This is a genomic window from Nocardioides pakistanensis (assembly GCF_054781215.1).
The window spans coordinates 43311-63497 of sequence record NZ_BAAGUV010000060.1; the positions used below are offsets into that span (position 1 = coordinate 43311).

Genomic DNA, 20187 nt, shown 5'->3' on the forward strand with positions numbered 1-20187 from the left:
CCGCCGTACGCCTCAGTGCGCGGCGGACTCCTTGCGGCCCGGCAGCGGCAGGACGTGCCACACCGCGACGGCGATCGCGCCGATCACGACGCCCACCACGGCCGACGCCAGCGTGTTCACCGTCCACGCGAGGAAGCCGCCGAGGCCCTGCACGGCGTGCCGCACCTCTTCCTCCAGGTGGTGCACCAGCTCGTAGGGCGCGTGCCAGCCGAGGTCGTCGGCACCGACGAGGAAGATGTGGCCGCCGACCCACAGCATCGCCGCGACACCGACCACCGACAGCACTCGGAGCAGCACCGGCATGCCCTTGACCAGCCCCCGACCGACCTTCCGTGCAGCCGTGGAGGTCCGCTCGGCGAGCAGCAGCCCGACGTCGTCCATCTTCACGATCAGCCCGACGGCTCCGTAGACCAGCAGCGTGATGCCGATCGCCACGACGACCAGGATCGCCGCGCGGGCCAGGAACGGCTGGTCGGTGACCTCGTTGAGCGCGATGACCATGATCTCGGTGGACAGGATGAAGTCGGTGCGCACGGCACCGGAGACCACCGTCTCCTCCGCCTCGGGGCCCTGGACCGCGGCCGGCGCCTTCTTCTCGTGGCCACGCATCGCGCCCCACAGCTTCTCGGCGCCCTCGAAGCACAGGTAGGTCGCGCCCACCATCAGCAGCGGCGTGATCAGGAAAGGCAGGAACTGGCTGAGCAGGAGGATCGCGGGCAGGATCACCAGCAGCTTGTTGCGGAGCGAGCCCTTCGCGATGCGCCGGATGATCGGCAGCTCACGCTTGGCGGTCACGCCGTGGACGTACTGCGGAGTGACCGCGGTGTCGTCGACGACCACGCCGGCCGACTTCACCCCGGCGCGGGTCGCGGCCGCGCCGATGTCGTCGACCGAGGCGGCAGCGAGCTTGGCGAGCGCCGCGATGTCGTCGAGCAGGCCGAAAAGCCCGGCTGCCATCGAGAGTCCTTCCGTCCCTGCCCGGCCGTGTCGGCCGAAATCCTCACCGCAGGTTACCCGCGCCGAGCGGCTCCACGCGTGCTCGGCCGGAGCAGGGCGGCGTCAGCTTCCCAGGTGGTCGAGGCCCACGCCGAGGTAGGCGGCCGCGAAGGTGCCCGTGGCGAGCAGGGCGGCATAGCGGGCCACCTCGTTGGAGGCGTCGGTCGCGATGGTCTCCACCCGGACGTCACGCTCGTGGGCCGCGGCCACCAGCCGGCCGCGCTGCTCGCGGACCGAGGGCTCGTCCGAGCCGTCGTCGAGGATCAGCAGGATGGGCCTGCGGTCGGGGGCGTCGGGGTCGCTGAGGTCGTCGTACGGCGCGGCGTAGGGATCGGCGAACACGTCGTGCCGACGTGCGGCGGCCACGACCGGGAGCAGGTGCTCGGCGTCGGCGGCCAGCGCGGCTCGCCCGCTGCTGCGGCGGATCGACTCGGCCACCCGGCGCGCGGCGCGGGCCGCCAGCACCGAGCCGCCCCAGACCAGGGGCAGCGAGTCCGCGAGCGCGATCGCCAGCATCTTCGCGGGGTTGACCGCGAGGTCCTTGTAGGGCGAGCAGGAGATCGCGACCTCGTCGAGCGCGTTGGCCACCGCCTCCGGGTCGGTCTCCGGCCCGAGGTCGAGGCGGTCGAGGAACTCCAGCATCACCACGGCGGTCGCCAGCTGGTCGCCGGTGGTGACGGGCAGCACCGTGCAGTGTCGCCCGACGGCGTGCTCGGCGACGAGGCTGTTCTCGGGACACGCGACGACGACCTGGCAGCCGCGACGCACGCCCTCGGCGACCGCGGAGGCACTGCCGGAGTCGCTGCCCTCTGGAGCGAGCACCACCACGAGGTCCAGCGAGCCCGCCCAGCCGGGCAGGCTGGGGCCGGGCCAGGCCACGAACGGGACCGGGCACCACGGTTCCAGCACCGCGCGCAGCAGGCGCGAGTCGGGACCGGCAGCGACGACCGCGCGCGGGCGGGTGTCACGGTCGCTGATCACGAGCGCCGCCTCGATCGCCTCGGCGGCACCGCCGGCCTCGCGGCGGACGCGCGCCCCGGCCTCGGCCAGCGGGCGCAGCACCGAGTCGGCTCGAGCGAGGGCGTCCTCGTCGTCGAGCCGCGACTCGTCGAAGAGGCGGCTCATCACGCCTGCCCGGGCCTGCGAGCCTCGTCGACCAGCAGCACCGGGATGTCGTCGCGGACCGGGTAGGCCAGGCCGCACCCGGAGCAGACCAGCTCCGAGGCCGCGTCGTCGGGCACCAGCTTCCCGTGGCAGTCGGGGCACACGATGATCTCGAGCAGGGCGGGGTTGAGGTTCATGCATCTCTCCTGATCATGGCCAGCACTTCGTCCCTGACCTGCGTCATGGTGGCTTCGTCCTTGCCCTCGGCGTTGAGCCGCAGCAGCGGCTCGGTGTTGGAGGCGCGGACATTGAACCACCAGGCGGGGTGGGTCACCGTCAGCCCGTCGAGGTGGTCGAGCTCGACGTCGGGGCGCTCGGTGTACTCCGCCTCGAGCTGCCGCAGGACCTCCGCCTGGTCGCGCACCGTCGAGTTGATCTCGCCGGAGGCGGCGTAGCGGGAGTACTCCTCGAGCAGCGACGAGAGCGGACCGTCGTACTCGGCCAGGGCGGCCAGTCCGTGGAGGGCCGCGAGGAGGCCGGAGTCGGCGCGCCAGAAGTCGCGGAAGTAGAAGTGGCCGGAGTGCTCGCCGCCGAAGATCGCGCCGGTCTCGGCCATCGTCGCCTTGATGTAGGAGTGGCCGACGCGGGTGCGCACCGGCACCCCGCCCCGCTCGGTGACGATCTCCGGCACCGCCCGCGAGGTGATCAGGTTGTGGATCACGGTGGCGCCGGGGTGCTCGGCCAGCTCTCGGGAGGCGATCAGCGCGGTGAGCACCGAGGGGCTGACCAGCTGACCGCGCTCGTCGACGAGGAAGCAGCGGTCCGCGTCGCCGTCGAAGGCGAGCCCGATGTCGGCTCCGGTCTCGCGCACCCGCCGGACGAGGTCGGTCATGGTGGTCGGGTCGATCGGGTTCGCCTCGTGGTGAGGGAAGGTCCCGTCGAGCTCGAAGTACATCGGGACCAGGTCGAGGTCCAGCCGGCCCAGGACCGCGGGCGCGGTGTGCCCGGCCATCCCGTTGCCGGCGTCGACGACCACCTTGAGCCGCCGGCCCCTGACCGGTGCGAGCGAGAGCAGGTGGTCGGCGTAGTCGGCGAGGACGTCGGTGGTCGTGACCGTGCCGGGCCGGGCTGCCGGAGCGACTGCGCCCGAGGCGACGAGGTCGCGGATCTCCACCAGTCCGCTGGCGGCTCCGATCGGCACCGCCTGGGCCCGGCACATCTTGATCCCGTTGTACTGCGCCGGGTTGTGGCTGGCGGTGAACATCACGCCCGGCAGGTCCAAGCGGCCGGAGGCGAAGTAGAGCTCGTCGGTGGACGCGAGCCCGATCATCACGACGTCGGCTCCGGCGCCGGTGGCCCCGTCCGCGAAGGCGCGGGCCAGGCCCGGTGAGGAGGGCCGCATGTCGTGCCCCACGACGACTGCGCCTCCCGCGGCGCCGGTCACCGCGGCGAAGGCGGCGCCGACCGAACGGGCCAGCTCCTCGTCGACCTGGTCGGGGACGGTGCCCCGCACGTCATAGGCCTTGAAGACCGCAGCGAGGTTCCCCGGCTCCGTGGTCGCAGGCATGGTCCGACCCTACCGCTCGCGCGGGGTCAGTCGTCGGGGGACCGCAGGACTCGCAGGTGCCCTCGCCGGCCCACCTCGCGGCCGGTCTCCTGGGCCAGCCCGACCGCCTGCCCGGCACCCTCGCGCGGCGGCAGCGGACGGGCGGCCTCCCGGACCGCGTCGGCGAGCGCGAGGAGGTCGTCGCTCGACGGTCCGAGCGCGTCGGGGTCGGGGGCCAGTCGCATGACCTCCCAGCCCCGCGGTGCGCTCAGGCGCTCGCTGTGCGCCTCGCAGAGGTCGTAGGCGTGCGGCTCGGCGTAGGTGGCCAGCGGCCCCAGGACGGCGGTCTGGTCGGAGTAGACGTAGGTCAAGGTGGCCACCGCCGGCCGCCCGCAGGCGGTGCGCGAACAGCGACGGGCAGAACTCACGAGGCAGACGGTACATCCTGCTCCCCTCCCCTGCGACTAGGCTCGCCAACGTGGATGTACGTGGTTCCGAGCGGGGGTCGTGGAGCCTCCCGGTGACAGGTCCGCGGCGGCGCAGCACCCGCGACCGCCGGGGCCGTGGGATGCGTGGACCCGCCGTGCTGCCCGGACCGCTGTCCCCGCGCGGCGTGCCGCGGGACCGGTCGCCGCGCACCGTCTTCGACCTGATCGTGCTCGCCGCCGTCGAGCGGCTCGAGGAGCGGTGGCACGACGAGCTGGGGCTCATCGAGTTCGCGGTCGAGGAGACGCCGATCGTGCCCGCGGACTGGGGCGCGGGGCCGGTGCCGCTGGCGTCCCTGGTGCGCGCGACGGGCACCACGCCGACCCGGCTGGTGCTGTTCCGGCGACCGATCGAGATGCGGTGCGAGACCCGGTCGGACCTCGAGGCGCTGGTGATGACGGTGCTCGCCGAGCAGGTCGGCGAGCTGCTCGGCCTGCCGCCCGAGGAGGTCGACCCCGGCTACGACGCCGGCTGAGCCCTCGGCTCAGCGGACCACCGGCACGACCGGTGGCCTGCGCAGGGTCACCGGCAGCTCGCGGAGCGCGATCTGGGACAGGCCGTCTCCGGTGAGGGCAACACCGCCCCAGAGCCGTCCGATGGCCGGGGTGACCAGCACCGAGGCGGCGTCGCGCCCGGGCTGCCACGTCACGGTCGAGGCGGCCGGCACCTCGACGTCCTCGGTGGCGACCTCCTCGCCGGCCGCGGAGTAGGACGTGACCCGCGCGGTGCCACCGTCCTCCCCGGCGGTCAGGTGCACGGCGGCCCCGGCGACAGGCAGCACCGCAGCCGCGGGCCGTCGGAGCGGTCGGACGACTGCGGCATAGGCATGGTCGCCGCCGCCGCTCACGGAGCGCACCGCGGCGGTCACCGCCACCGTGGACCTCAGCACCACTGCCGTGGGCTCGGCCCCGACGGCGTCGCCGAGGTCCTGGGTCACCACGGTGCCCGGGGGCACTCGCACCGGGCCGACCCCCGTCGGCACGAACGTCCCGGCCTCCCCGGCCAGAGCGACCTCGACCAGCGCCTCACGGTCGCCGCGGTTCGCGACGAGGAGGGTACGGCGGTCGGCCCGGCGCGGCAGCGGAGCGAGCCGGAGCTCGCGAGCCGGACGGCTCTGCCCGGGCAGCCACTCCTGCCCCGCGGCGCCGGCCGGCCCCTCGGTGAGCCCGTCGGCCATCACGGCGACGACCCGGCCCCGGGACGCCTCGACGTGCACGGCGAGCTCGTCGGCCTGGGGCGCCACGTCGACCAGGTCGAGCGTGTGCACCTCGCCGGGGCCGATCGTGATCCCACGGGTGCCGACGCTGTCGATCGGGCCGTCGGCGCCCAGTGCCAGCACGTCGACGACGGCCGGGCCGGGATCGAGGTTCACCAGCGTCAGCACGGAGGTGTGGTCGAGCCCGGCGCCCGCACCGGTGAACCACCAGCGCGAGCGCGGTTGCGGGCAGGCCTGCACGGCGAGCCGCTCGCCGCCCCGTGCGCGGTCGACCTGGAAGGTGACTCGGCCCAGCGCCTGCGCACCGGTCGCCGCGACGGTCACGGCTGCATCGGCGGCCCGTGCGGGCAGGTCGACGTCCACCCGCTCGCCGCGGGCACCCCGGATCTGCGTCGGCTCCTCCCCCGCCGCGCCGGCGACCAGCCGGCCCTCACCCTCGGCGTCGGGGAGTGCCGCGGCGAGGGTGGACACCTCGCGGCGTCCCGGGACGGGCGAGGCGGCGCAGGCGACAGTGACCTCTCCGACCGGCACCGCCGAGGCCCGGGGCGGTGCCTCGGGTTCGGCCTCGACACGGTCGACCACCACGAGGAGCACCAGGGCGAGGATGACGAGGGCGGCGCCCGCGAGCACCGCCGCGTCGGGACGCCGGCGTGCCCGGGCTGCGATCCGGCGACCGGGGGTGGGCGTGCTCATCGGCGGACCCTCCTGCTCGGTGCGGCGAGCACCGCGGCGACCACGAGTGCCAGGAGCTGGGCGCCCAGCAGCACCGGACGCCACGACATGTCGGGACCGGGCAGCGCGTCGCGCGTGGGCTCGGCGTCGAGCTGCCAGGCGCGCGAGCCCGGACGGAGCGAGCTCGCGGAGCTCAGGCCGCTCACCGAGTCGAGGTTGGCGACCAGTGTCGGGTCGGCCGGCGGGGGCAGGTAGACGAACTCGACCGCGAAGTCGCTCAGCCGGTCGACCTGTTCGGCGGTGGCATCGGTGGCGAGCGCGGCCACGAGCTCGGTCAGCTCACGCTGCTCCCCCGCGGAAGGCTGGACGGAGTCGTCGCCGAGTCGGGCCCCCTCGCCGCGCAACAGCGTGTGGCCGAGCCCGGCGCCGTCACGACGGACCACCAGCACTCCCTGGTCGGGGTCGCGCAGCGAGGCGTCGACCATGTAGGCGGGCACGCCGTTCGCGGCTGCGCGGTCCAGCGGCCCGGGCACTCCGGTCACCCACCAGAGCAGCCCCGCGACGGGCGCGAGCAGCGCCGCGAGGACGACCAGCAGCGCCAGCGGCTGGTACCAGCCGAAGGACCGCCCCGAGAGTCGGCGCGTCGTGCCCCGACCGGCCGCGGCGACGACCGTGACGGCCGCCCCCGCGGCGAGCAGGACCGGGAAGCCGGCCCACTCACCTCGCGCGTCGAGGACGACCGCGACCCCGAGCGCGAGCACGACCACCAGCCAGCCCGCGACGACGAGCCGGCGGGTGCGCCGGGCGACCAGGGCGGCGACCGCGGCCACCGCGACGCCGATGCTGAACCAGGCCGGCGCGGCACCCAGATCGGCGGTGGTGGCCCGGCCGCTGAGCAGCTCCCAGAAGCCGAGGTCGGCGACCAGCTCGGGCGCCGGCAGCCCGGCCTCGGCGTACCAGGCACCGGCGTGCTGCCCGGTGAACCGCAACAGGGACCAGGGCAGCAACAGCACGGGGACGGCGAGCACGGCGACCGCGACGGGACCCCACGCGGTCACCGTGGTCCAGGTGGCCCGGTCGCCGACCACACCGGCCACGACAGCAGCGACGGCGAGCACCGCGGCCAGCGGCCAGGCGAGCGGGGTGAACGCGGTGAGCAGCGCCAGGAGCAGGGCCGTCCGCCAGCCTGCCTGCCAGCGCCGCTCGCTGCGATGCCCGGGGCCCAGGAACAGGGCCGCGTGCGCGACCCACGGCAGCACCGCCGCGGCGACGACGGTGCCGAGCCGGCCCTGGGCCACCGCCCCGGTCAGCACCGGCACCAGCCCGTAGGTGACCGCGCCCCACAGCTGCGGCCAGCCCGGGCCGACGAGGTCGCGGAGGAACCTGCCGGCCCCCCACGCGGCGAGGGGCACGGCCAGCACGAAGAGCAGGTCGACCAGCAGCCACGCCTTGTTGAACAGGAGTGTGCCGCCGAGCGCCATCGGCAGCAGGTACGGCGCCGCCGGCACGTCCGAGCCGATGCCGGCCTCGTGCCACGACTCCAGGTACAGCGCCCACCAGGCAGCCGCCGAGCCGGGTGCCGGCAGCAGCGCTCCACCGGAGAGCACACCCCCGCCCACCAGCCCGCGGGCCGCGACCAGCGCGAGCAGCACCAGCAGCACGGCCACCCAGGCACGGGGGCTCGCCAGGAACCGGGCCAGCAGGCCCGTGTCGGCGGGGAGCTCCTGGGCCTCCTCCGGCACCGGCCCGGTCTCCGCGGCACGGGCGGCGCGCCGGCCGGAGGGCGCCTCGCCGACCTGCCCGGCCACCGCGAGGACGAGGTCGGAGACCGCGTCGAGGCCATGCCGGTAGGGCAGCCAGGACGGGGCCAGCAGGTGCCGGACGTCGCGGGCCGGGACGGTGGCCGTCCGGCGCCGTTCCCGCCGACCCCGCAGTACGAGGTCCGGCCGGCCATAGGTGGCCAGGAGCGCGAGCAGCTCGTCCAGCGCCTCCCGCGGTGCTCGGACGAGCAGCAGGCCCAGCGCCCGGAGCAGGCTGCCGAGGAACAGCCGGACGACGAGGAACGGCAGCGCCGGGAGCGCCGCGTTGGCCAGCAGGGTGTACAACGCTGCCCGGCGCTCCCCGCGACGAGGACTGCCGGTGAGCGACGTACGCCGGAGCCCGCGATGGGCCGCCTCGGCGTGGAAGACGACCGCGTCCGGGACCACCAGCGTCCGGTGGCCGGCCCGCGCCGCACGCCAGCCGAGGTCGAGGTCGTTGCCGAACACCGGAAGCCGGCGGTCGAGGCCGAGCTGCTCGAGGACCTCGCGGCGGACGAGCATGCCGGCCGAGGAGACCGCGAGCACCTCACGGACCTGGTCGTGCTGTCCCTGGTCGTACTCGCCGCGCTCGAGGCCGGTCTCGCGCCGGCCGGTGCCGCTGATCGTGACCCCGACCTCGAGCAGCCGGCGCAGCGAGGGCCACTCACGGATCTTGGGGCCGAGGATCGCGGCGGAGGCGTTGTCGGCGGCCGCCGCGAGGAGCCGCTCGAGAGCGTCCGGGGCGGGCCGACTGTCGTCGTGGAGCAGCCAGACCCACTCGCCACCGTCCGCGTCGGTGCGGGGTGGCTGCCCGAGGCCGAGGGCGACGGCGTCGGGGAAGGAGAGCTCGGCGGGAGCGTCGATGACGGAGTCGGCACCGAGGTTCGCGACCAGCAGGTCGCGGCTGGCATCGGTGCTGCCGGTGTCGACCGCCACCACGCGGTCGGGGCGCCGGGTCTGGCGCCGCAGGCCCTCGAGCACCGCCGGGAGCCAGCGAGCACCGTCGTGGCTGACCAGGAGCGCTGTAACCGTCACGGCGCCCAACCCTAACCACCGGCCCGGTGACCGAAGGCATCGGCGAGGCCGGGGGCGAGCGCACGGCCCGGGACAGCTGCCCGAGAACCACGACGGGCAGTGCGGTGGTCACCACACTGCCCGTTGTCGCGCTAGACCGCCCGCTTCTTCAGCTTGCGGCGCTCGCGTTCGGAGAGGCCTCCCCAGATGCCGAACCTCTCGTCGTGCTCGAGCGCGTATTCAAGACACTCGCTGCGCACGTCGCAGGTCAGGCACACCCGTTTGGCCTCCCTCGTCGAGCCACCCTTCTCCGGGAAGAACGCCTCGGGGTCGGTCTGCGCGCACAGCGCGCGCTCCTGCCAACCCAGCTCCTCGGCTTCCCCGTCGAGTACGTAGAGCTCCCTCACGGCATTCCGCCCTTCGACCCGTGAGATCCTTCGCAGGACCCCCATTGACTACCCGTGCTCTGCAGCACTGGCCTGACGCTAGTGGCAATCGCTCCCCGATGTGACCGGTTCGAACAACAACGTTGGAATTACATGCCTGTCGTAGAGACCAAGTCAAGCCCGCATCTGCTATATGCCCGTCCGTGCCGGTGAAGTTGACCCGGTCGGGCCATTGCCCTAGGAAGAGCGCGTCATGACTACCCCCGGTTCGCCGTCCCAAACGCCCCAAAGCTCACATTCCTCCCCACCGTCACCACCGACCCGACGTGTGGTCGTGCTCTCCGGGGGGATCGGGGGTGCCCGCTTCCTCACCGGCCTGCTCCACCACCACGCCTCGACGGGGTCACCCGTCGACGTGACGGTGGTGACCAACACCGCCGACGACATCTGGCTGCACGGGCTCAAGGTCTGCCCCGACCTCGACACGGTGATGTACACCCTCGGTGGCGGGATCGACTCCGACCGCGGCTGGGGGCGCACCGACGAGACCTGGAACGTGAAGGCCGAGCTGGAGGCGTACGGCGTCGAGCCGACCTGGTTCGGCCTCGGCGACCGTGACCTCGCCACCCACCTCGTGCGCACCCAGATGCTCGACGCCGGGTACCCGCTGTCCGCGGTGACCAGGGCGCTGTGCGAGCGCTGGCAGCCGGGGGTGGACCTGCTGCCGATGACCGACGACCGGGTGGAGACCCACGTCGCCGTCGACGACCCGGAGTCGCCGTCGGGGCAACGGGTGGTGCACTTCCAGGAGTACTGGGTCCGCATGCACGCCGAGGTCCCGGCCCGCGCCGTGGTCGCGGTCGGCATCGACCGGGCCCGCCCGGCGCCCGGGGTCCTCGAGGCGATCGCCGCGGCCGACGTGGTCCTGCTGCCACCGTCGAACCCGGTCGTCTCCGTCGGGACGATCCTCGCCGTGCCCGGCATCCGCGAAGCGCTGCGGGCGACCGGCGCACGCGTGGTCGGCGTCTCCCCCATCGTCGCCGGGGCACACGTGCGCGGGATGGCGGCCCAGATGCTCGCGGCGATCGGCGTCGAGACCAGCGCCGCCGCGGTGGCCGAGCACTACGGCTCCCGGCGCAGCGGCGGGGTGCTCGACGGCTGGCTCGTCGACGAGCGCGACACCGGCGAGGTCCAGCGGGTGGAGGCAGCCGGGATCGCCTGCCGGGCGGTCCCACTGATGATGACCGACCCCGACGCGACGGCGGCGATGGTCGGCGAGGCCTACGCCCTCGCCGGTGACGTCGTCGACCCGGGCAGCGCGCCGGGGGCGGCGCGGTGATCAGCTGCCTGGCCGTCACCGGCATCGGTGAGGTCCGCGCCGGTGACGACCTGGCCGCCCTGCTCGCCTCCGGCGCGGACCTGCGAGACGGCGACGTGCTCGTGGTGACCAGCAAGGTGGTGAGCAAGGCGGAAGGCCGGGTGGTCCGCGGCGAGAAGGCCGAGGCGCTCGCCGCGGAGACGGACCGGGTCGTCGCCCGGCGCGGGCAGACCGCGATCGTGCGGACCCGGCTCGGGCTGGTGATGGCCGCGGCCGGGATCGACGCCTCCAACACCGAGCCGGGAACGCTGGTGCTGCTCCCGGCCGACCCCGACCGTTCGGCCCGGGCGCTGCGCGAGGCACTGGGCGCGGACGGGCCGAACGTCGCGGTCCTGATCAGCGACACCTCGGGACGAGCCTGGCGAGCCGGCCAGACCGACATCGCGGTCGGCGCGGCGGGGATCGAGGTGCTCGACGACCACGCGGGTCGTGACGACGGCTACGGCAACGTGCTGGCTGTCACCGTGCCCGCGGTCGCCGACGAGCTCGCAGCGGCAGCCGACCTCGTGACGGGGAAGCTGAGCCGGAGCCCGGCGGCGGTCGTGCGGGGGCTCGGGCACCTCGTCCTGCCCCGCGGCCGGCACGGGTCCGGCGCGGCAGCGTTGGTGCGTGCCGAGGCCCAGGACATGTTCGGTCTCGGCAGCCGGGAGGCGGTGCTCCAGGCAGCGGCGCGTCAGGACGGACGGGGGTTCGGCGACCCCGCCCCGGCCGAGGAGCTCGTCGCGACGTTGTCCCACGCCCTGCCCGCGCCCGAGGCGACCACCAGCCTCGCGAGCCCCGACGGCGTCCTGGTCTCGCTCGCGGCCGGGACCGAGCCGCATCTGCTCGGGGCGCTCGAGGAGCGAGCCCGCAGCGTGGCGTTCGCTCACGGCTGGCAAGCGGCAGCTCCTGACGCCTCGGATCCGGGTGCCGGGCTGCGACTGCTGTTCTCGCCGGGCACTCCGTAGACTGCGCGCGTAACTTCCCCGTCGAGAGGTATCGGTTCCGTGGCCAAGGCCAGCAAGGGCAATGACCGTCGCGCCGTCGTCGAGCAGCTCAAGCGCGAGCAGCAGCGTGCCGAGAAGAAGCGCACGATCGCGATGATCGTCGCCGCGTCGCTGGTGGCGCTGGTGATCATCGGTGCCGGCGCCTACCCGCTGCTGAAGCAGGACAAGCTGGCCGACGAGGAGCTCGGCGCTCTCGGCGTCTCCGCCGACGCCGCGAGCTGCACCGACCCGGTGGCGGTCAAGGCCGAGGGCAACAACGACCACCGCCCGCTGGGCTCCGACCTGCCCTACGACCAGTCGCCGCCGGCCGCCGGGCCGCACTACCCCGACTGGGCCACGCTCGAGCGCAAGTTCTACACCGCCCAGGACCGCCCCGAGCTGGGCCGCCTGGTGCACAACCTCGAGCACGGCTACAACATCCTCTGGTACGACGAGACCATCGCCGAGGACTCCGACAAGCTGGCCCAGGTGAAGGCGATCGCGCAGAAGTTCGAGGGCGAGAGCTACGAGAACAAGTTCATCGCTGCCCCGTGGACCGCCGAGGACGGCGAGCCGTTCCCCGACGGAGCGCACATCGCGTTGACGCACTGGTCGATGGGCGGCACCAACGGCAACCCCGAGGGCCAGCACGGGATCACGCAGTACTGCGGCGAGCCGAGCGGCGAGGTTGTCTCGACCTTCGTCGAGGACTACCCCTACACCGACTCCCCCGAGCCCGGCGCCTCCTGACCCCGCGGCCGCGACGCGCCTGCGGGGCCGCGCGCAGGGGTCAGACCGCGACGGCGCAGTCGACCTTGGCGTCCGCCAGGTGGGTCCCGGGCGCGACCGTGGCCTCGTCGCCGAGAGTCACCCGCTGCAGCCGCGCCGCCTCTCCGACGACCGCCGAGGGCCCGACCACCGAGTCCTCCACCACGGCATCGGGCCCGACGACCGCACCCCTCATCACGACGCTTCCGCTCACCCGGGCCCCGGCCTCGACCCGGGCTCCTTGGTCGACGAGACTGCCCCGGTCGAGCCGAGCCGTGGGATCCACGTCGGCACCGTCGAGCACCCGCGCCGCGGCGGGGTCGTGGTCGAGCGCCGGGCTGGGCGCGACCCCGGTGACGAGGTCCTGCGACGCGGCGACGAGCGCCTCGGGGGTGCCGACGTCGCGCCAGTACGCCGTCTCGACGTAGCCGACCACCAGCCGGCCGCGCTCGACGAGCTCGGGGAAGGTCTCGCGCTCCACCGAGACCACCCGTCCCGGTGGGATCTCGTCGATGATCCGCCTGCGGAACACGTAGCAGCCCGCGTTGACCTGGTTGGTCACCGGGTGCTCGGACTTCTCCATGAAGCCGGTGACCCTGCCGGATGCGTCGGTCGGCACGCAGCCGAACGGGCGGGCGTCGGGCACCTGCACCAGGTGCAGGGAGACGTCGACGCGCTGTCCGTCGCGCGGCGTCTCGAAGTCGGCGAGCTGCTTGCGCAGGTCGTGGCCGGAGAGGATGTCCCCGTTGAGGATCACCACCGCGCCCTCCGGGTCGCCGTCCAGGGCGGCTGCGACGTTGCGGATCGCGCCGGCGGTGCCGAGCGGCTCCTCCTCCAGCACGTAGTCCAGCCGCAGGCCCCAGCGGGAACCGTCGCCGAGGACCGGCTCGAACAGCTCGGCGCGGTACGACGTGGCGAGCACGACGTGCTCGACCCCCGCGCCGGCGAGCCGGGCGAGCTGGTGCTCGAGGAACGGGACCCCGCCGACGTTGAGCAGGTGCTTGGGGCGGCGGGCCGTGAGCGGCAGCAACCGGGTCCCGAACCCGCCGGCCACGATCACGGCCTCTGCATGGTGCGACATGCGGGCATCCTGCCATTGCGTACCCTGCTGCGGGTGAGCCCCTCCCCTGCCCCGAGCACCTTCCCCGACCTCCTGGCCGGAGCGCTGCGTTCGCACCCCGCACTCCCGCTGGTCACCTTCTACGACGACCGCACCGGCGAGCGGGTCGAGCTGTCGGTCACCACCTACGCCAACTGGGTCGCCAAGACCGCCGGCCTGGTGCAGGACGAGCTCGACGTCGAGCGCGGCGGCCTCGTGCTGATCGACCTGCCGACCCACTGGCTCGGTGCGGTCTGGCTCGGCGCGGCGTGGTCGGTCGGGCTGGTCGTCACCACCGACCGCTCGCTTGCCGGCCAGGCGGATCTGGTCGTCTGCGGCCCGGAGGGGGTCGGTGAGTACGCCGAGCACGCGGCCGCCGTACCGGTGCTGGCGCTGTCGCTGCGCCCGCTCGGCGCCCGGTTCGCCGAGCCGCTGCCGGACGGGGTCGTCGACTACGGCGCGGTGGTGCTCGGTCAGCCGGACGTGTTCGTGCCGATGGACCCCGTGATGCCGGAGGACGTCGCCTGGCAGCAGCCCGCGGCGGCCCGGACGCAGGAGGAGCTGCTCGGCGAGGCCGCGGCCGCACCGCTGCTGGAGCCGGGCGGTCGGCTGTTGACCGACGTGAACCCGGTCTCCGCGCAGGGTCTCGGCACGCTGCTGTCGCCGCTGTTGCGTGGTGGTGGCTGCGTCTGGGTGGCGCACCCGGACGAGGAGCGGTGGGAGCGGCGCTACGCCGAGGAGCGAGCCACCGCGCAGCTGCGCGGTGACCGCTCCGCGTGAGAGCTCAGCTGCTCAGGTCGTAGGTCGCGAAGCCCTCGGCAAGCAGGCGCGGCGCCGTGAAGCCCTTCGGGGTGCCCGCGAGCAGGTAGAGGGTGCCGGTCCTGCGGTCACGCGCGACCACGTCGGGGCGGCTGTCACCGGTGGCGTCACCGACGGCCTGGAGCCAGTCGAAGCGGCCGGCGCCCTTGCCGACCGTGCTCGGCCCGAAGAGCCCGCCGGGGCCGTTGCCGCGGTAGAGCACCAAGGTGCCGTCGGTGCGGCGGAGCAGGCTGTCCGGTGAGCCGTCTGCGTCCCAGAGGCCCAGCCCCGCGTGCCCGTTGGAGCTGATCGCGGAGTGGGCGACGTAGCTGGGCAGGAACCCGGTCGCGCCGTTGCCGGGGTAGATCCGCATCGCCCGCCCGCGGGGCTGGCCCATCAGGTCCGGGTAGCCGTCCCCGGTGATGTCTCCGACCGCGGCGACCAGCTGGACCCGTGCCCAGCCCCGGCCCGCCGGCAGCGGTCCGGTGAACCGGCCCTGACCCGTGCCGGGCCACAGCGACATCGCACCACCGGCGCCACGGCTCATCAGGTCGGCGTAGCCGTCGTTGTTCCAGTCGCCGACGTTGAGGATCAGGTTCGCGTCGGGGATGGCCAGACCGGTGTCCTGAAGCGCCTCGACGTTCTTCGCGCCGTTGTGCGGGTAGACCCGGATCCGGCCCATCGCGTCGCGGCCGACGAGGTCCGCTGCACCGTCCCCGGCAAGCTGGCCGGCCGCGGCGAGCATGTTCATCCCGCGGAACTGCAGGAAGGGGCCCAGTCGGGTGCTGAGACCACCGGCTCCGTCGCCGGGGATGATGAACACCTGCCGGGAACGGCGGGTCTTCACGAGGAGGTCGTTCTCCCCGTCGAGATCGAGGTCACCGGCACCGGAGATCAACGTGAACGCCGCCCAGCGCCCGGGCATCACGGTGGCTGCGCCGAGGCCCCGTCCGGTGCCCGGGACCAGGTAGAGCCGGGTGGACCTGCGCGCCACCAGGTCGTCGCGTCCGTCACCGTCGAGATCGGCCACGCCCGCGGTCAGGTCGTAGTCCCAGTCCCGGGAGAGCAGCTGTCGCTGCCGGAACGCTCCGCGACCGGTGCCCGGGTACACCCAGAGCTCGGTCGTGTTCCGGGTTCGAGCCACGACGTCTGCCTCGCCGTCGCCGGTGAGGTCTCCGGCGGCGACGAGCTGGTCGACCTCGGCGAACCGGTCGGTCTCCATCACCGCCGCTCCGAACGTGCCTTGCGCGGTGCCGGGGTAGAGACCCGTGCTGCCGGTGGCGCGGTTGCGCGCGAGCAGGTCGGGGATCTGGTCGCCGGTGAGGTCGCGAGACGCGGCGATCAGGTCCATCCCCTTCCAGCCCTTGACCGCGAAGGTCGGCTGCTGGAAGTTCGTCTGACCGCCGGTGCGCAGCACCTTGATCGCCTTGGTCTCGCTGTCGCGCACGACCAGGTCCGGCCACGGCGAGCCGGCGATGTCCACCGAGCGGGTCCGCGAGGTGAACGGGGCCTGGTAGGAGGCGGCGAGGCCCTTGATCTGGGGGAGCTGTGCGTAGAGGTACTTGCCGGGGCAGGCGGTCCGCCCCGCGTCGCGGTGGCCGTTGATGGCCGGGAAGTACTTCTTGCCGACCCACTGCTGGCTCGACGCCGCGGAGACGCCGTGCAGCGAGAGCTTCCAGGCGAACAACCGGCCGTACGCGTCGAGCATCGCCGCCGAGGGCCGGGCCTTGTCGAAGTTGCCGAGGGCCGACATCGCGAAGGAGTACTCGTTGTACCCGAGCGTGTGGGCGCCGACGACGGGGCGGTCCACCCCGCCGTAGCGGCCCTCCCAGATCCGGCCGAAGCGGTCGACGATGAAGTTGTAGCCGATGTCGCTCCAGCCCTTGGCCTTGGTGTGGTAGGCGTAGATGCCGCGCAGCAGGGCGGGTACCTGGGCGCGGGTGTAGTTGTTGGCGTTCACCGTGTGGTGGACGTAGCCCGCGTGCACCTCGTAGTAGCTCAGCGCCCGCTTGTTGCGCAGCCGCTCGTCGGCGCCCCACTGTGCCCGGGAGAAGATCTGCGGCTTCGGCGTGATGCCGACCGCCCCGGTGAGCAGCCCGTCGGGATCGGTGCCGTCGGGGACGGTGCCGTCGGGGACGGGGGTCTCCGCGGTCGGGTCGGTGGTGGGCTCCGGGTCGCCGGTCCCGCCCTCGGTGCCGTCCCAGGCACCCGTGGTCGAGGACGACAGCGTGATCGCGCCGCCCTCGGGCAGGTCCGCGGTGTCGATCGCCGGGGTCTCGACGCGAGCGCCCGGGGTCTCCTGGGGGTCCACGACGACGAGCTCCGCGCCGGCCGGGACCTCACCGTCGTCGGTCTCGACCTTGACCTGCACCTGGTCGACGTCACCGACGACGATCGGGTCGGTGCCCTGACGGGCCATGCGTGCTTCGGCGCTGTCGGGGTCGGGGCCGTGGTCGTCGTGGTACTCGATCTCCTGCCAGGGCCCCCACCCGTCACCGTCCCGGCTGCGGACCGACACAGAGACCTGGTCCTCCTCGAGCCGTTCGGCGTGGTCCCAGGTCACACCCACGGTGGCGTAGCCCTCGACGGCCTCCGGCGCGCTGAGTGCCGCGAGCTCGGAGGCGGCCTCGCGCCGGGTCGCGGGGCGGCGGGCAAGGGCGGTCAGGCCGGCCCGCTCGACGCCCTCCAGCGGGACCGCGGTGACGGTCGGCTCGACCGGGGCCGAGGCCACGAGTGCCACGGCGGGCACGGCCTGGGCCGCGGCGCCCTCCTGCCGGGGCGCGGGGCCGACGATGTCGAGGGTGGCCACCCCGAGCGCGGGGGCCGCCAGCGCGGCCACCGTCCCCACCGCCAGCAGCTGCTGGCAGACGAGGACGAAGCGGCTCTTGTTCTCGGCCATCGGCTGGTCGCTCCCCCGGGTCAGACAGTCACAGGAGTACCAATCTTCACACCGGTTACAGGGGCGCGCCATCGCTTCGAATTAACTACAAACGTGTAATTCGGACACGGGTCCCGACCCCTCGACAGGCCGGAACACCGGCCTGTCGACGGCTCCGGCCGTGCACCGCCACCGACCGACGGGGACGGCCCCCAGGTCAGATGTCGGCGCCGAGGTCGTCCTCGTTCTGGTCCGGCCCGTCGCTGTCGTCGTAGCGCAGGAAGTGGATGCCCTCGTCGACGGGACCGTCGAAACCGAGCTTGCCGTCTACGAGCACCAGCGCCCGGTCACACATCTTGCGCACCGACCCAGGGGCGTGGCTGACGTAGAACAGCGTGCGCCCCTCCTTCTTGATCTCCTCCATGCGCGCGATGCACTTGCGCTTGAAGGGGCGGTCGCCGACGGCAAGTACCTCGTCGGCGAGGAAGATGTCGGAGTCGGCGTGCGCCGCGACCGCGAACCCGAGCCGGGCGCTCATCCCCGACGAGTAGTGGCCGACCGGGGTCTCGAGGAACTTGCCGATGTCGGCGAAGTCGACGATCTGGTCGAACTTGCGCCGGGTCTCCGCGTCGCTCATCCCGAGGATGGCGGCGTTGAGGTACAGGTTCTCCCGGCCGGTGAGCTGCGGGTGGAAGCCGGCGCCGGCGGCGATCAGGCCGGCGATCCGGCCCCGCGTGCGGACCTTGCCCTCGTCGGGGGTCATCACGCCCGAGATCAGCTTGAGCAGGGTGCTCTTGCCCGAGCCGTTGAGCCCCATCAGGCCGATCGACTCGCCCTGCTCCACGGTGAAGGAGACGTCGTTGATCGCGAGGAAGGAGTCGCTGACCTTCTGTCCGCGAAGCTTGGCGATGGTCATCTGCTTGATCGACCGGGCGTACTGCATGGTGAAGCGCTTGGAGACGTGGTCGACCACGATCGAGGTACTCATCTACAGCCGCTCCGCGAACTTGCCCTCGAGCCGGGTGAACACCTTCTGCGCGATCGCGAGCGCGACCAGACAGGCGGCGAGCGTGATCAGCCCACGCGTCATCAGGTGGTCGGGGAGCACGACCGGGTACTCCGCGTCGGGCCCGACGGTCGGCACCCAGAACAGGTGCTGGAAGAGCATCACGCCCTCGGCGATCGGGTTCGCGAGGTAGACCTCCTCCGCCCAGGTGCCGCCGAACAGGTTCTTGATGCGGTCGTAGGGGTAGATCATCGGCACCGACCAGGTCACGAAGATCGTGAAGGTCTGGACGATGTTCTGGAAGTCGCGGAAGAACACGTTGGCCGCGCTGAAGATCAATGCCAGGGCCATCCCGAACACGGCGATGATCGAGAAGCCCACGAGGCCGGCCGCCACGTCGTACAGGCCGGGGTTCCAGCCCGCGATCAGCACGCCGACGAGCAGGATCACCATCTGCGGCAGCGTGTGGTAGGCCGAGACCAGCATCGAGGAGACCGGGAAGAGCTCGCGGGGCAGCGGGAGCTTCTGGATGATCCGCTTGTTGCGCACGATCGAGCGCGTGCCCGAGGTGAAGGTCTCGGTGAAGTAGTGCACCATCACCATCCCCGCGAAGATGTGGATCGCGAAGTTGGTCATGTTCTTGTGCAGCGCGAAAACGTAGCCGATCACGAAGAAGTACGCCGAGAACCGGACCGCCGGCTGCACGTAGGACCAGAACAGTCCCAGCACCGAGCCCTGGTAGCGGGCCGCGAGCTCCTTGCGGACCAACAGCTTGAGCAGGTACCGCTCCCGGAACACGTGCTGGAGGCCGCCGCGGTCACTCGGCGACACCAGCGGAGGCTCGAGCGGTTCCTCCACAGGAGTGCTCACGCGTCCACGCCACCGCTCTCGAGTGGCGTGCCCTCGGTGAAGTGCGGCTTGAGCTTGTTCTCGAACATCGACAGCGCCGACCCGATCGCCATGTGCATGTCGAGGTACTTGTAGGTGCCCAGCCGGCCGCCGAAGAGCACCATCGGCTCCTTCTTGGCGAGCTCGCGGTAGCGCAGCAGCTTCTCGCGGTCCTCGGCCGTGTTGACCGGGTAGTACGGCTCGTCACCCTCCTCGGCGAAGCGGGAGTACTCGTGCACGATGACGCTCTTGCCCGGCAGGTGGGTCTTCTCCCGCTCCGGGTGGAAGTGCTTGAACTCGATGATCCGCGTGTAGGGCACGTCCTGGTCGTTGTAGTTGATCACGCCGGTGCCCTGGAAGTCGTCGACGTCGACGACGCTCTCCTCGAGGTCGACGGTGCGCCAGGAGAGCTTGCCCTCGGCGTTGCCGAAGTACTCGTCGACGGGGCCGGTGTAGACGATCGGGATCTTGCCCTTGTAGTCGTCGGCGACCTCGAAGAAGTCCGTCTCGAGCCGGACCTCGATGTTCGGGTGGTCGGCCATCTTCTGCAGCCAGGCGGTGTAGCCGTCGACCGGGAGGCCTTCGTACTTGTCGTTGAACCAGCGGTTGTCGAAGGTGTAGCGGACCGGGAGGCGGGTGATGATGTCCGCGCTCAGCTTGGTGGGGTCGGTCTGCCACTGCTTGGCGGTGTAGCCCTTGATGAACGCCTCGTAGAGCGGACGCCCGATCAGGCTGATCGCCTTCTCCTCGAGGTTCGTGGCGTCCTCGGTCGCGATCTCGCTGGCCTGCTCGGCGATCAGCGCCCGTGCCTCGTCCGGCGTGTGGCTGCGGCCGAAGAACTGGTTGATCAGGCCGAGGTTCATCGGCAGGGAGTAGACCTGGCCCTGGTACTTGCCGAAGACCCGGTGCTTGTAGTCGGTGAAGCTGGTGAACCGGTTGACGTACTCCCACACCTTTTCGTTGGAGGTGTGGAACAGGTGCGCGCCGTACTTGTGCACCTCGACGTTGGTCTCCGGGTCGCGCTCGGAGTAGGCGTTCCCGCCGAGGTGGTGCCGGCGCTCCAGCACCAGGACCCGCAGCCCGAGCTCGTTGGCACAGCGCTCCGCGATCGTCAGCCCGAAGAATCCGGACCCGACGACGACGAGGTCGGGCTGGGCAGAGGCGGTGTCAGACAAGGGAAGGGCTCCT

The 20187-nt window shown here is 72.7% G+C and carries 18 protein-coding genes; 5 read left to right on the forward strand and 13 right to left on the reverse strand.

Annotated features, from left to right (window positions below; genetic code table 11):
- Positions 1 to 12: 12 nt before the first annotated feature.
- The 5 genes from ACYVIH_RS18180 to ACYVIH_RS18200 all read right to left on the reverse strand — a co-directional run bounded on the left by ACYVIH_RS18180 (position 13) and on the right by ACYVIH_RS18200 (position 4074).
- Complete coding sequence (locus ACYVIH_RS18180) at positions 13 to 957, reverse strand: DUF808 domain-containing protein (RefSeq protein ID WP_460870932.1); 945 nt, start codon at positions 955 to 957, stop codon at positions 13 to 15.
- 102 nt (positions 958 to 1059) lie between these two features.
- On the reverse strand, positions 1060 to 2121 hold the full coding sequence (locus ACYVIH_RS18185; RefSeq protein WP_460870933.1) for an SIS domain-containing protein: 1062 nt from the start codon (positions 2119 to 2121) through the stop codon (positions 1060 to 1062).
- Positions 2121 to 2297 carry a Trm112 family protein gene (locus ACYVIH_RS18190; RefSeq protein WP_460870934.1) on the reverse strand — a complete coding sequence of 59 codons (177 nt, stop codon included), beginning with the start codon at positions 2295 to 2297 and terminating at the stop codon, positions 2121 to 2123. The genes ACYVIH_RS18185 and ACYVIH_RS18190 overlap by 1 nt, the downstream gene beginning before the upstream one ends.
- The gene (locus ACYVIH_RS18195) at positions 2294 to 3667 is read right to left on the reverse strand and encodes a phosphomannomutase/phosphoglucomutase (protein ID WP_460870935.1); all 1374 of its coding nucleotides are present in this window, start codon (positions 3665 to 3667) and stop codon (positions 2294 to 2296) included. Before ACYVIH_RS18195 ends, ACYVIH_RS18190 begins: the two co-directional genes overlap by 4 nt.
- Before the next feature lie 26 nt (positions 3668 to 3693).
- Positions 3694 to 4074 carry a DUF3499 domain-containing protein gene (locus tag ACYVIH_RS18200; RefSeq protein WP_460870936.1) on the reverse strand — a complete coding sequence of 127 codons (381 nt, stop codon included), beginning with the start codon at positions 4072 to 4074 and terminating at the stop codon, positions 3694 to 3696.
- A 140-nt stretch (positions 4075 to 4214) separates the two neighbouring features.
- Between ACYVIH_RS18200 and ACYVIH_RS18205 the strand changes: the two genes are divergently transcribed.
- On the forward strand, positions 4215 to 4607 hold the full coding sequence (locus ACYVIH_RS18205; RefSeq protein ID WP_460870937.1) for a metallopeptidase family protein: 393 nt from the start codon (positions 4215 to 4217) through the stop codon (positions 4605 to 4607).
- A 9-nt stretch (positions 4608 to 4616) separates the two neighbouring features.
- Here the strand turns inward: ACYVIH_RS18205 and ACYVIH_RS18210 are convergent, their stop codons facing one another.
- The 3 genes from ACYVIH_RS18210 to ACYVIH_RS18220 all read right to left on the reverse strand — a co-directional run bounded on the left by ACYVIH_RS18210 (position 4617) and on the right by ACYVIH_RS18220 (position 9240).
- On the reverse strand, positions 4617 to 6041 hold the full coding sequence (locus ACYVIH_RS18210) for a DUF5719 family protein (protein WP_460870938.1): 1425 nt from the start codon (positions 6039 to 6041) through the stop codon (positions 4617 to 4619).
- Complete coding sequence (locus tag ACYVIH_RS18215) at positions 6038 to 8854, reverse strand: glycosyltransferase family 2 protein (RefSeq protein WP_460870939.1); 2817 nt, start codon at positions 8852 to 8854, stop codon at positions 6038 to 6040. Before ACYVIH_RS18215 ends, ACYVIH_RS18210 begins: the two co-directional genes overlap by 4 nt.
- A 131-nt stretch (positions 8855 to 8985) precedes the next feature.
- Positions 8986 to 9240, reverse strand: a complete 255-nt coding sequence (locus ACYVIH_RS18220) for a WhiB family transcriptional regulator (protein WP_460870940.1) — start codon at positions 9238 to 9240, stop codon at positions 8986 to 8988.
- A 307-nt stretch (positions 9241 to 9547) separates the two neighbouring features.
- Here ACYVIH_RS18220 and cofD point away from each other — a divergent pair, with 307 nt between their 5' ends.
- The 3 genes from cofD to ACYVIH_RS18235 are packed head-to-tail and all read left to right on the forward strand — an operon-like array spanning position 9548 to position 12312.
- On the forward strand, positions 9548 to 10558 hold the full coding sequence (gene cofD / locus ACYVIH_RS18225; protein WP_460870941.1) for a 2-phospho-L-lactate transferase: 1011 nt from the start codon (positions 9548 to 9550) through the stop codon (positions 10556 to 10558).
- A complete protein-coding gene (cofE, locus tag ACYVIH_RS18230; RefSeq protein ID WP_460870942.1) occupies positions 10555 to 11544 on the forward strand; it encodes a coenzyme F420-0:L-glutamate ligase in 990 nt (329 codons plus the stop codon). Before cofD ends, cofE begins: the two co-directional genes overlap by 4 nt.
- A 39-nt stretch (positions 11545 to 11583) precedes the next feature.
- Positions 11584 to 12312, forward strand: a complete 729-nt coding sequence (locus ACYVIH_RS18235; RefSeq protein ID WP_460870943.1) for a DUF3105 domain-containing protein — start codon at positions 11584 to 11586, stop codon at positions 12310 to 12312.
- A gap of 40 nt (positions 12313 to 12352) precedes the next feature.
- Here ACYVIH_RS18235 and ACYVIH_RS18240 read toward each other — a convergent pair whose 3' ends face one another.
- A complete protein-coding gene (locus ACYVIH_RS18240) occupies positions 12353 to 13411 on the reverse strand; it encodes a sugar phosphate nucleotidyltransferase (RefSeq protein WP_460870944.1) in 1059 nt (352 codons plus the stop codon).
- Positions 13412 to 13444: 33 nt separating this feature from the next.
- Between ACYVIH_RS18240 and ACYVIH_RS18245 the strand changes: the two genes are divergently transcribed.
- Positions 13445 to 14209 carry a TIGR03089 family protein gene (locus ACYVIH_RS18245; protein WP_460870945.1) on the forward strand — a complete coding sequence of 255 codons (765 nt, stop codon included), beginning with the start codon at positions 13445 to 13447 and terminating at the stop codon, positions 14207 to 14209.
- Positions 14210 to 14213: 4 nt separating this feature from the next.
- Here the strand turns inward: ACYVIH_RS18245 and ACYVIH_RS18250 are convergent, their stop codons facing one another.
- From ACYVIH_RS18250 to glf, 4 genes are all read right to left on the reverse strand, one after another.
- Entirely contained in the window at positions 14214 to 17126 is a 2913-nt protein-coding gene (locus ACYVIH_RS18250; protein WP_460870946.1) for an FG-GAP-like repeat-containing protein, read from the reverse strand.
- A 196-nt stretch (positions 17127 to 17322) separates the two neighbouring features.
- On the reverse strand, positions 17323 to 18093 hold the full coding sequence (locus ACYVIH_RS18255; protein WP_460870947.1) for an ABC transporter ATP-binding protein: 771 nt from the start codon (positions 18091 to 18093) through the stop codon (positions 17323 to 17325).
- A complete protein-coding gene (locus ACYVIH_RS18260) occupies positions 18094 to 18981 on the reverse strand; it encodes an ABC transporter permease (RefSeq protein ID WP_460870948.1) in 888 nt (295 codons plus the stop codon).
- Positions 18978 to 20174 carry a UDP-galactopyranose mutase gene (gene glf, locus ACYVIH_RS18265; protein WP_460870949.1) on the reverse strand — a complete coding sequence of 399 codons (1197 nt, stop codon included), beginning with the start codon at positions 20172 to 20174 and terminating at the stop codon, positions 18978 to 18980. The genes ACYVIH_RS18260 and glf overlap by 4 nt, the downstream gene beginning before the upstream one ends.
- Between the last annotated feature and the right edge of the window lie 13 nt (positions 20175 to 20187).

Bases quoted from the DNA above. Each gene is read 5' to 3' on its own strand.
- ACYVIH_RS18205 (WP_460870937.1), top strand. From the start codon at position 4,215: ATGCGTGGACCCGCCGTGCTGCCCGGACCGCTGTCCCCGCGCGGCGTG.
- ACYVIH_RS18210 (WP_460870938.1), bottom strand. From the start codon at position 6,041: ATGAGCACGCCCACCCCCGGTCGCCGGATCGCAGCCCGGGCACGCCGG.
- ACYVIH_RS18185 (WP_460870933.1), bottom strand. From the start codon at position 2,121: ATGAGCCGCCTCTTCGACGAGTCGCGGCTCGACGACGAGGACGCCCTC.
- ACYVIH_RS18250 (WP_460870946.1), bottom strand. From the start codon at position 17,126: ATGGCCGAGAACAAGAGCCGCTTCGTCCTCGTCTGCCAGCAGCTGCTG.
- ACYVIH_RS18255 (WP_460870947.1), bottom strand. From the start codon at position 18,093: ATGAGTACCTCGATCGTGGTCGACCACGTCTCCAAGCGCTTCACCATG.
- ACYVIH_RS18195 (WP_460870935.1), bottom strand. From the start codon at position 3,667: ATGCCTGCGACCACGGAGCCGGGGAACCTCGCTGCGGTCTTCAAGGCC.
- ACYVIH_RS18240 (WP_460870944.1), bottom strand. From the start codon at position 13,411: ATGTCGCACCATGCAGAGGCCGTGATCGTGGCCGGCGGGTTCGGGACC.
- ACYVIH_RS18180 (WP_460870932.1), bottom strand. From the start codon at position 957: ATGGCAGCCGGGCTTTTCGGCCTGCTCGACGACATCGCGGCGCTCGCC.
- ACYVIH_RS18190 (WP_460870934.1), bottom strand. From the start codon at position 2,297: ATGAACCTCAACCCCGCCCTGCTCGAGATCATCGTGTGCCCCGACTGC.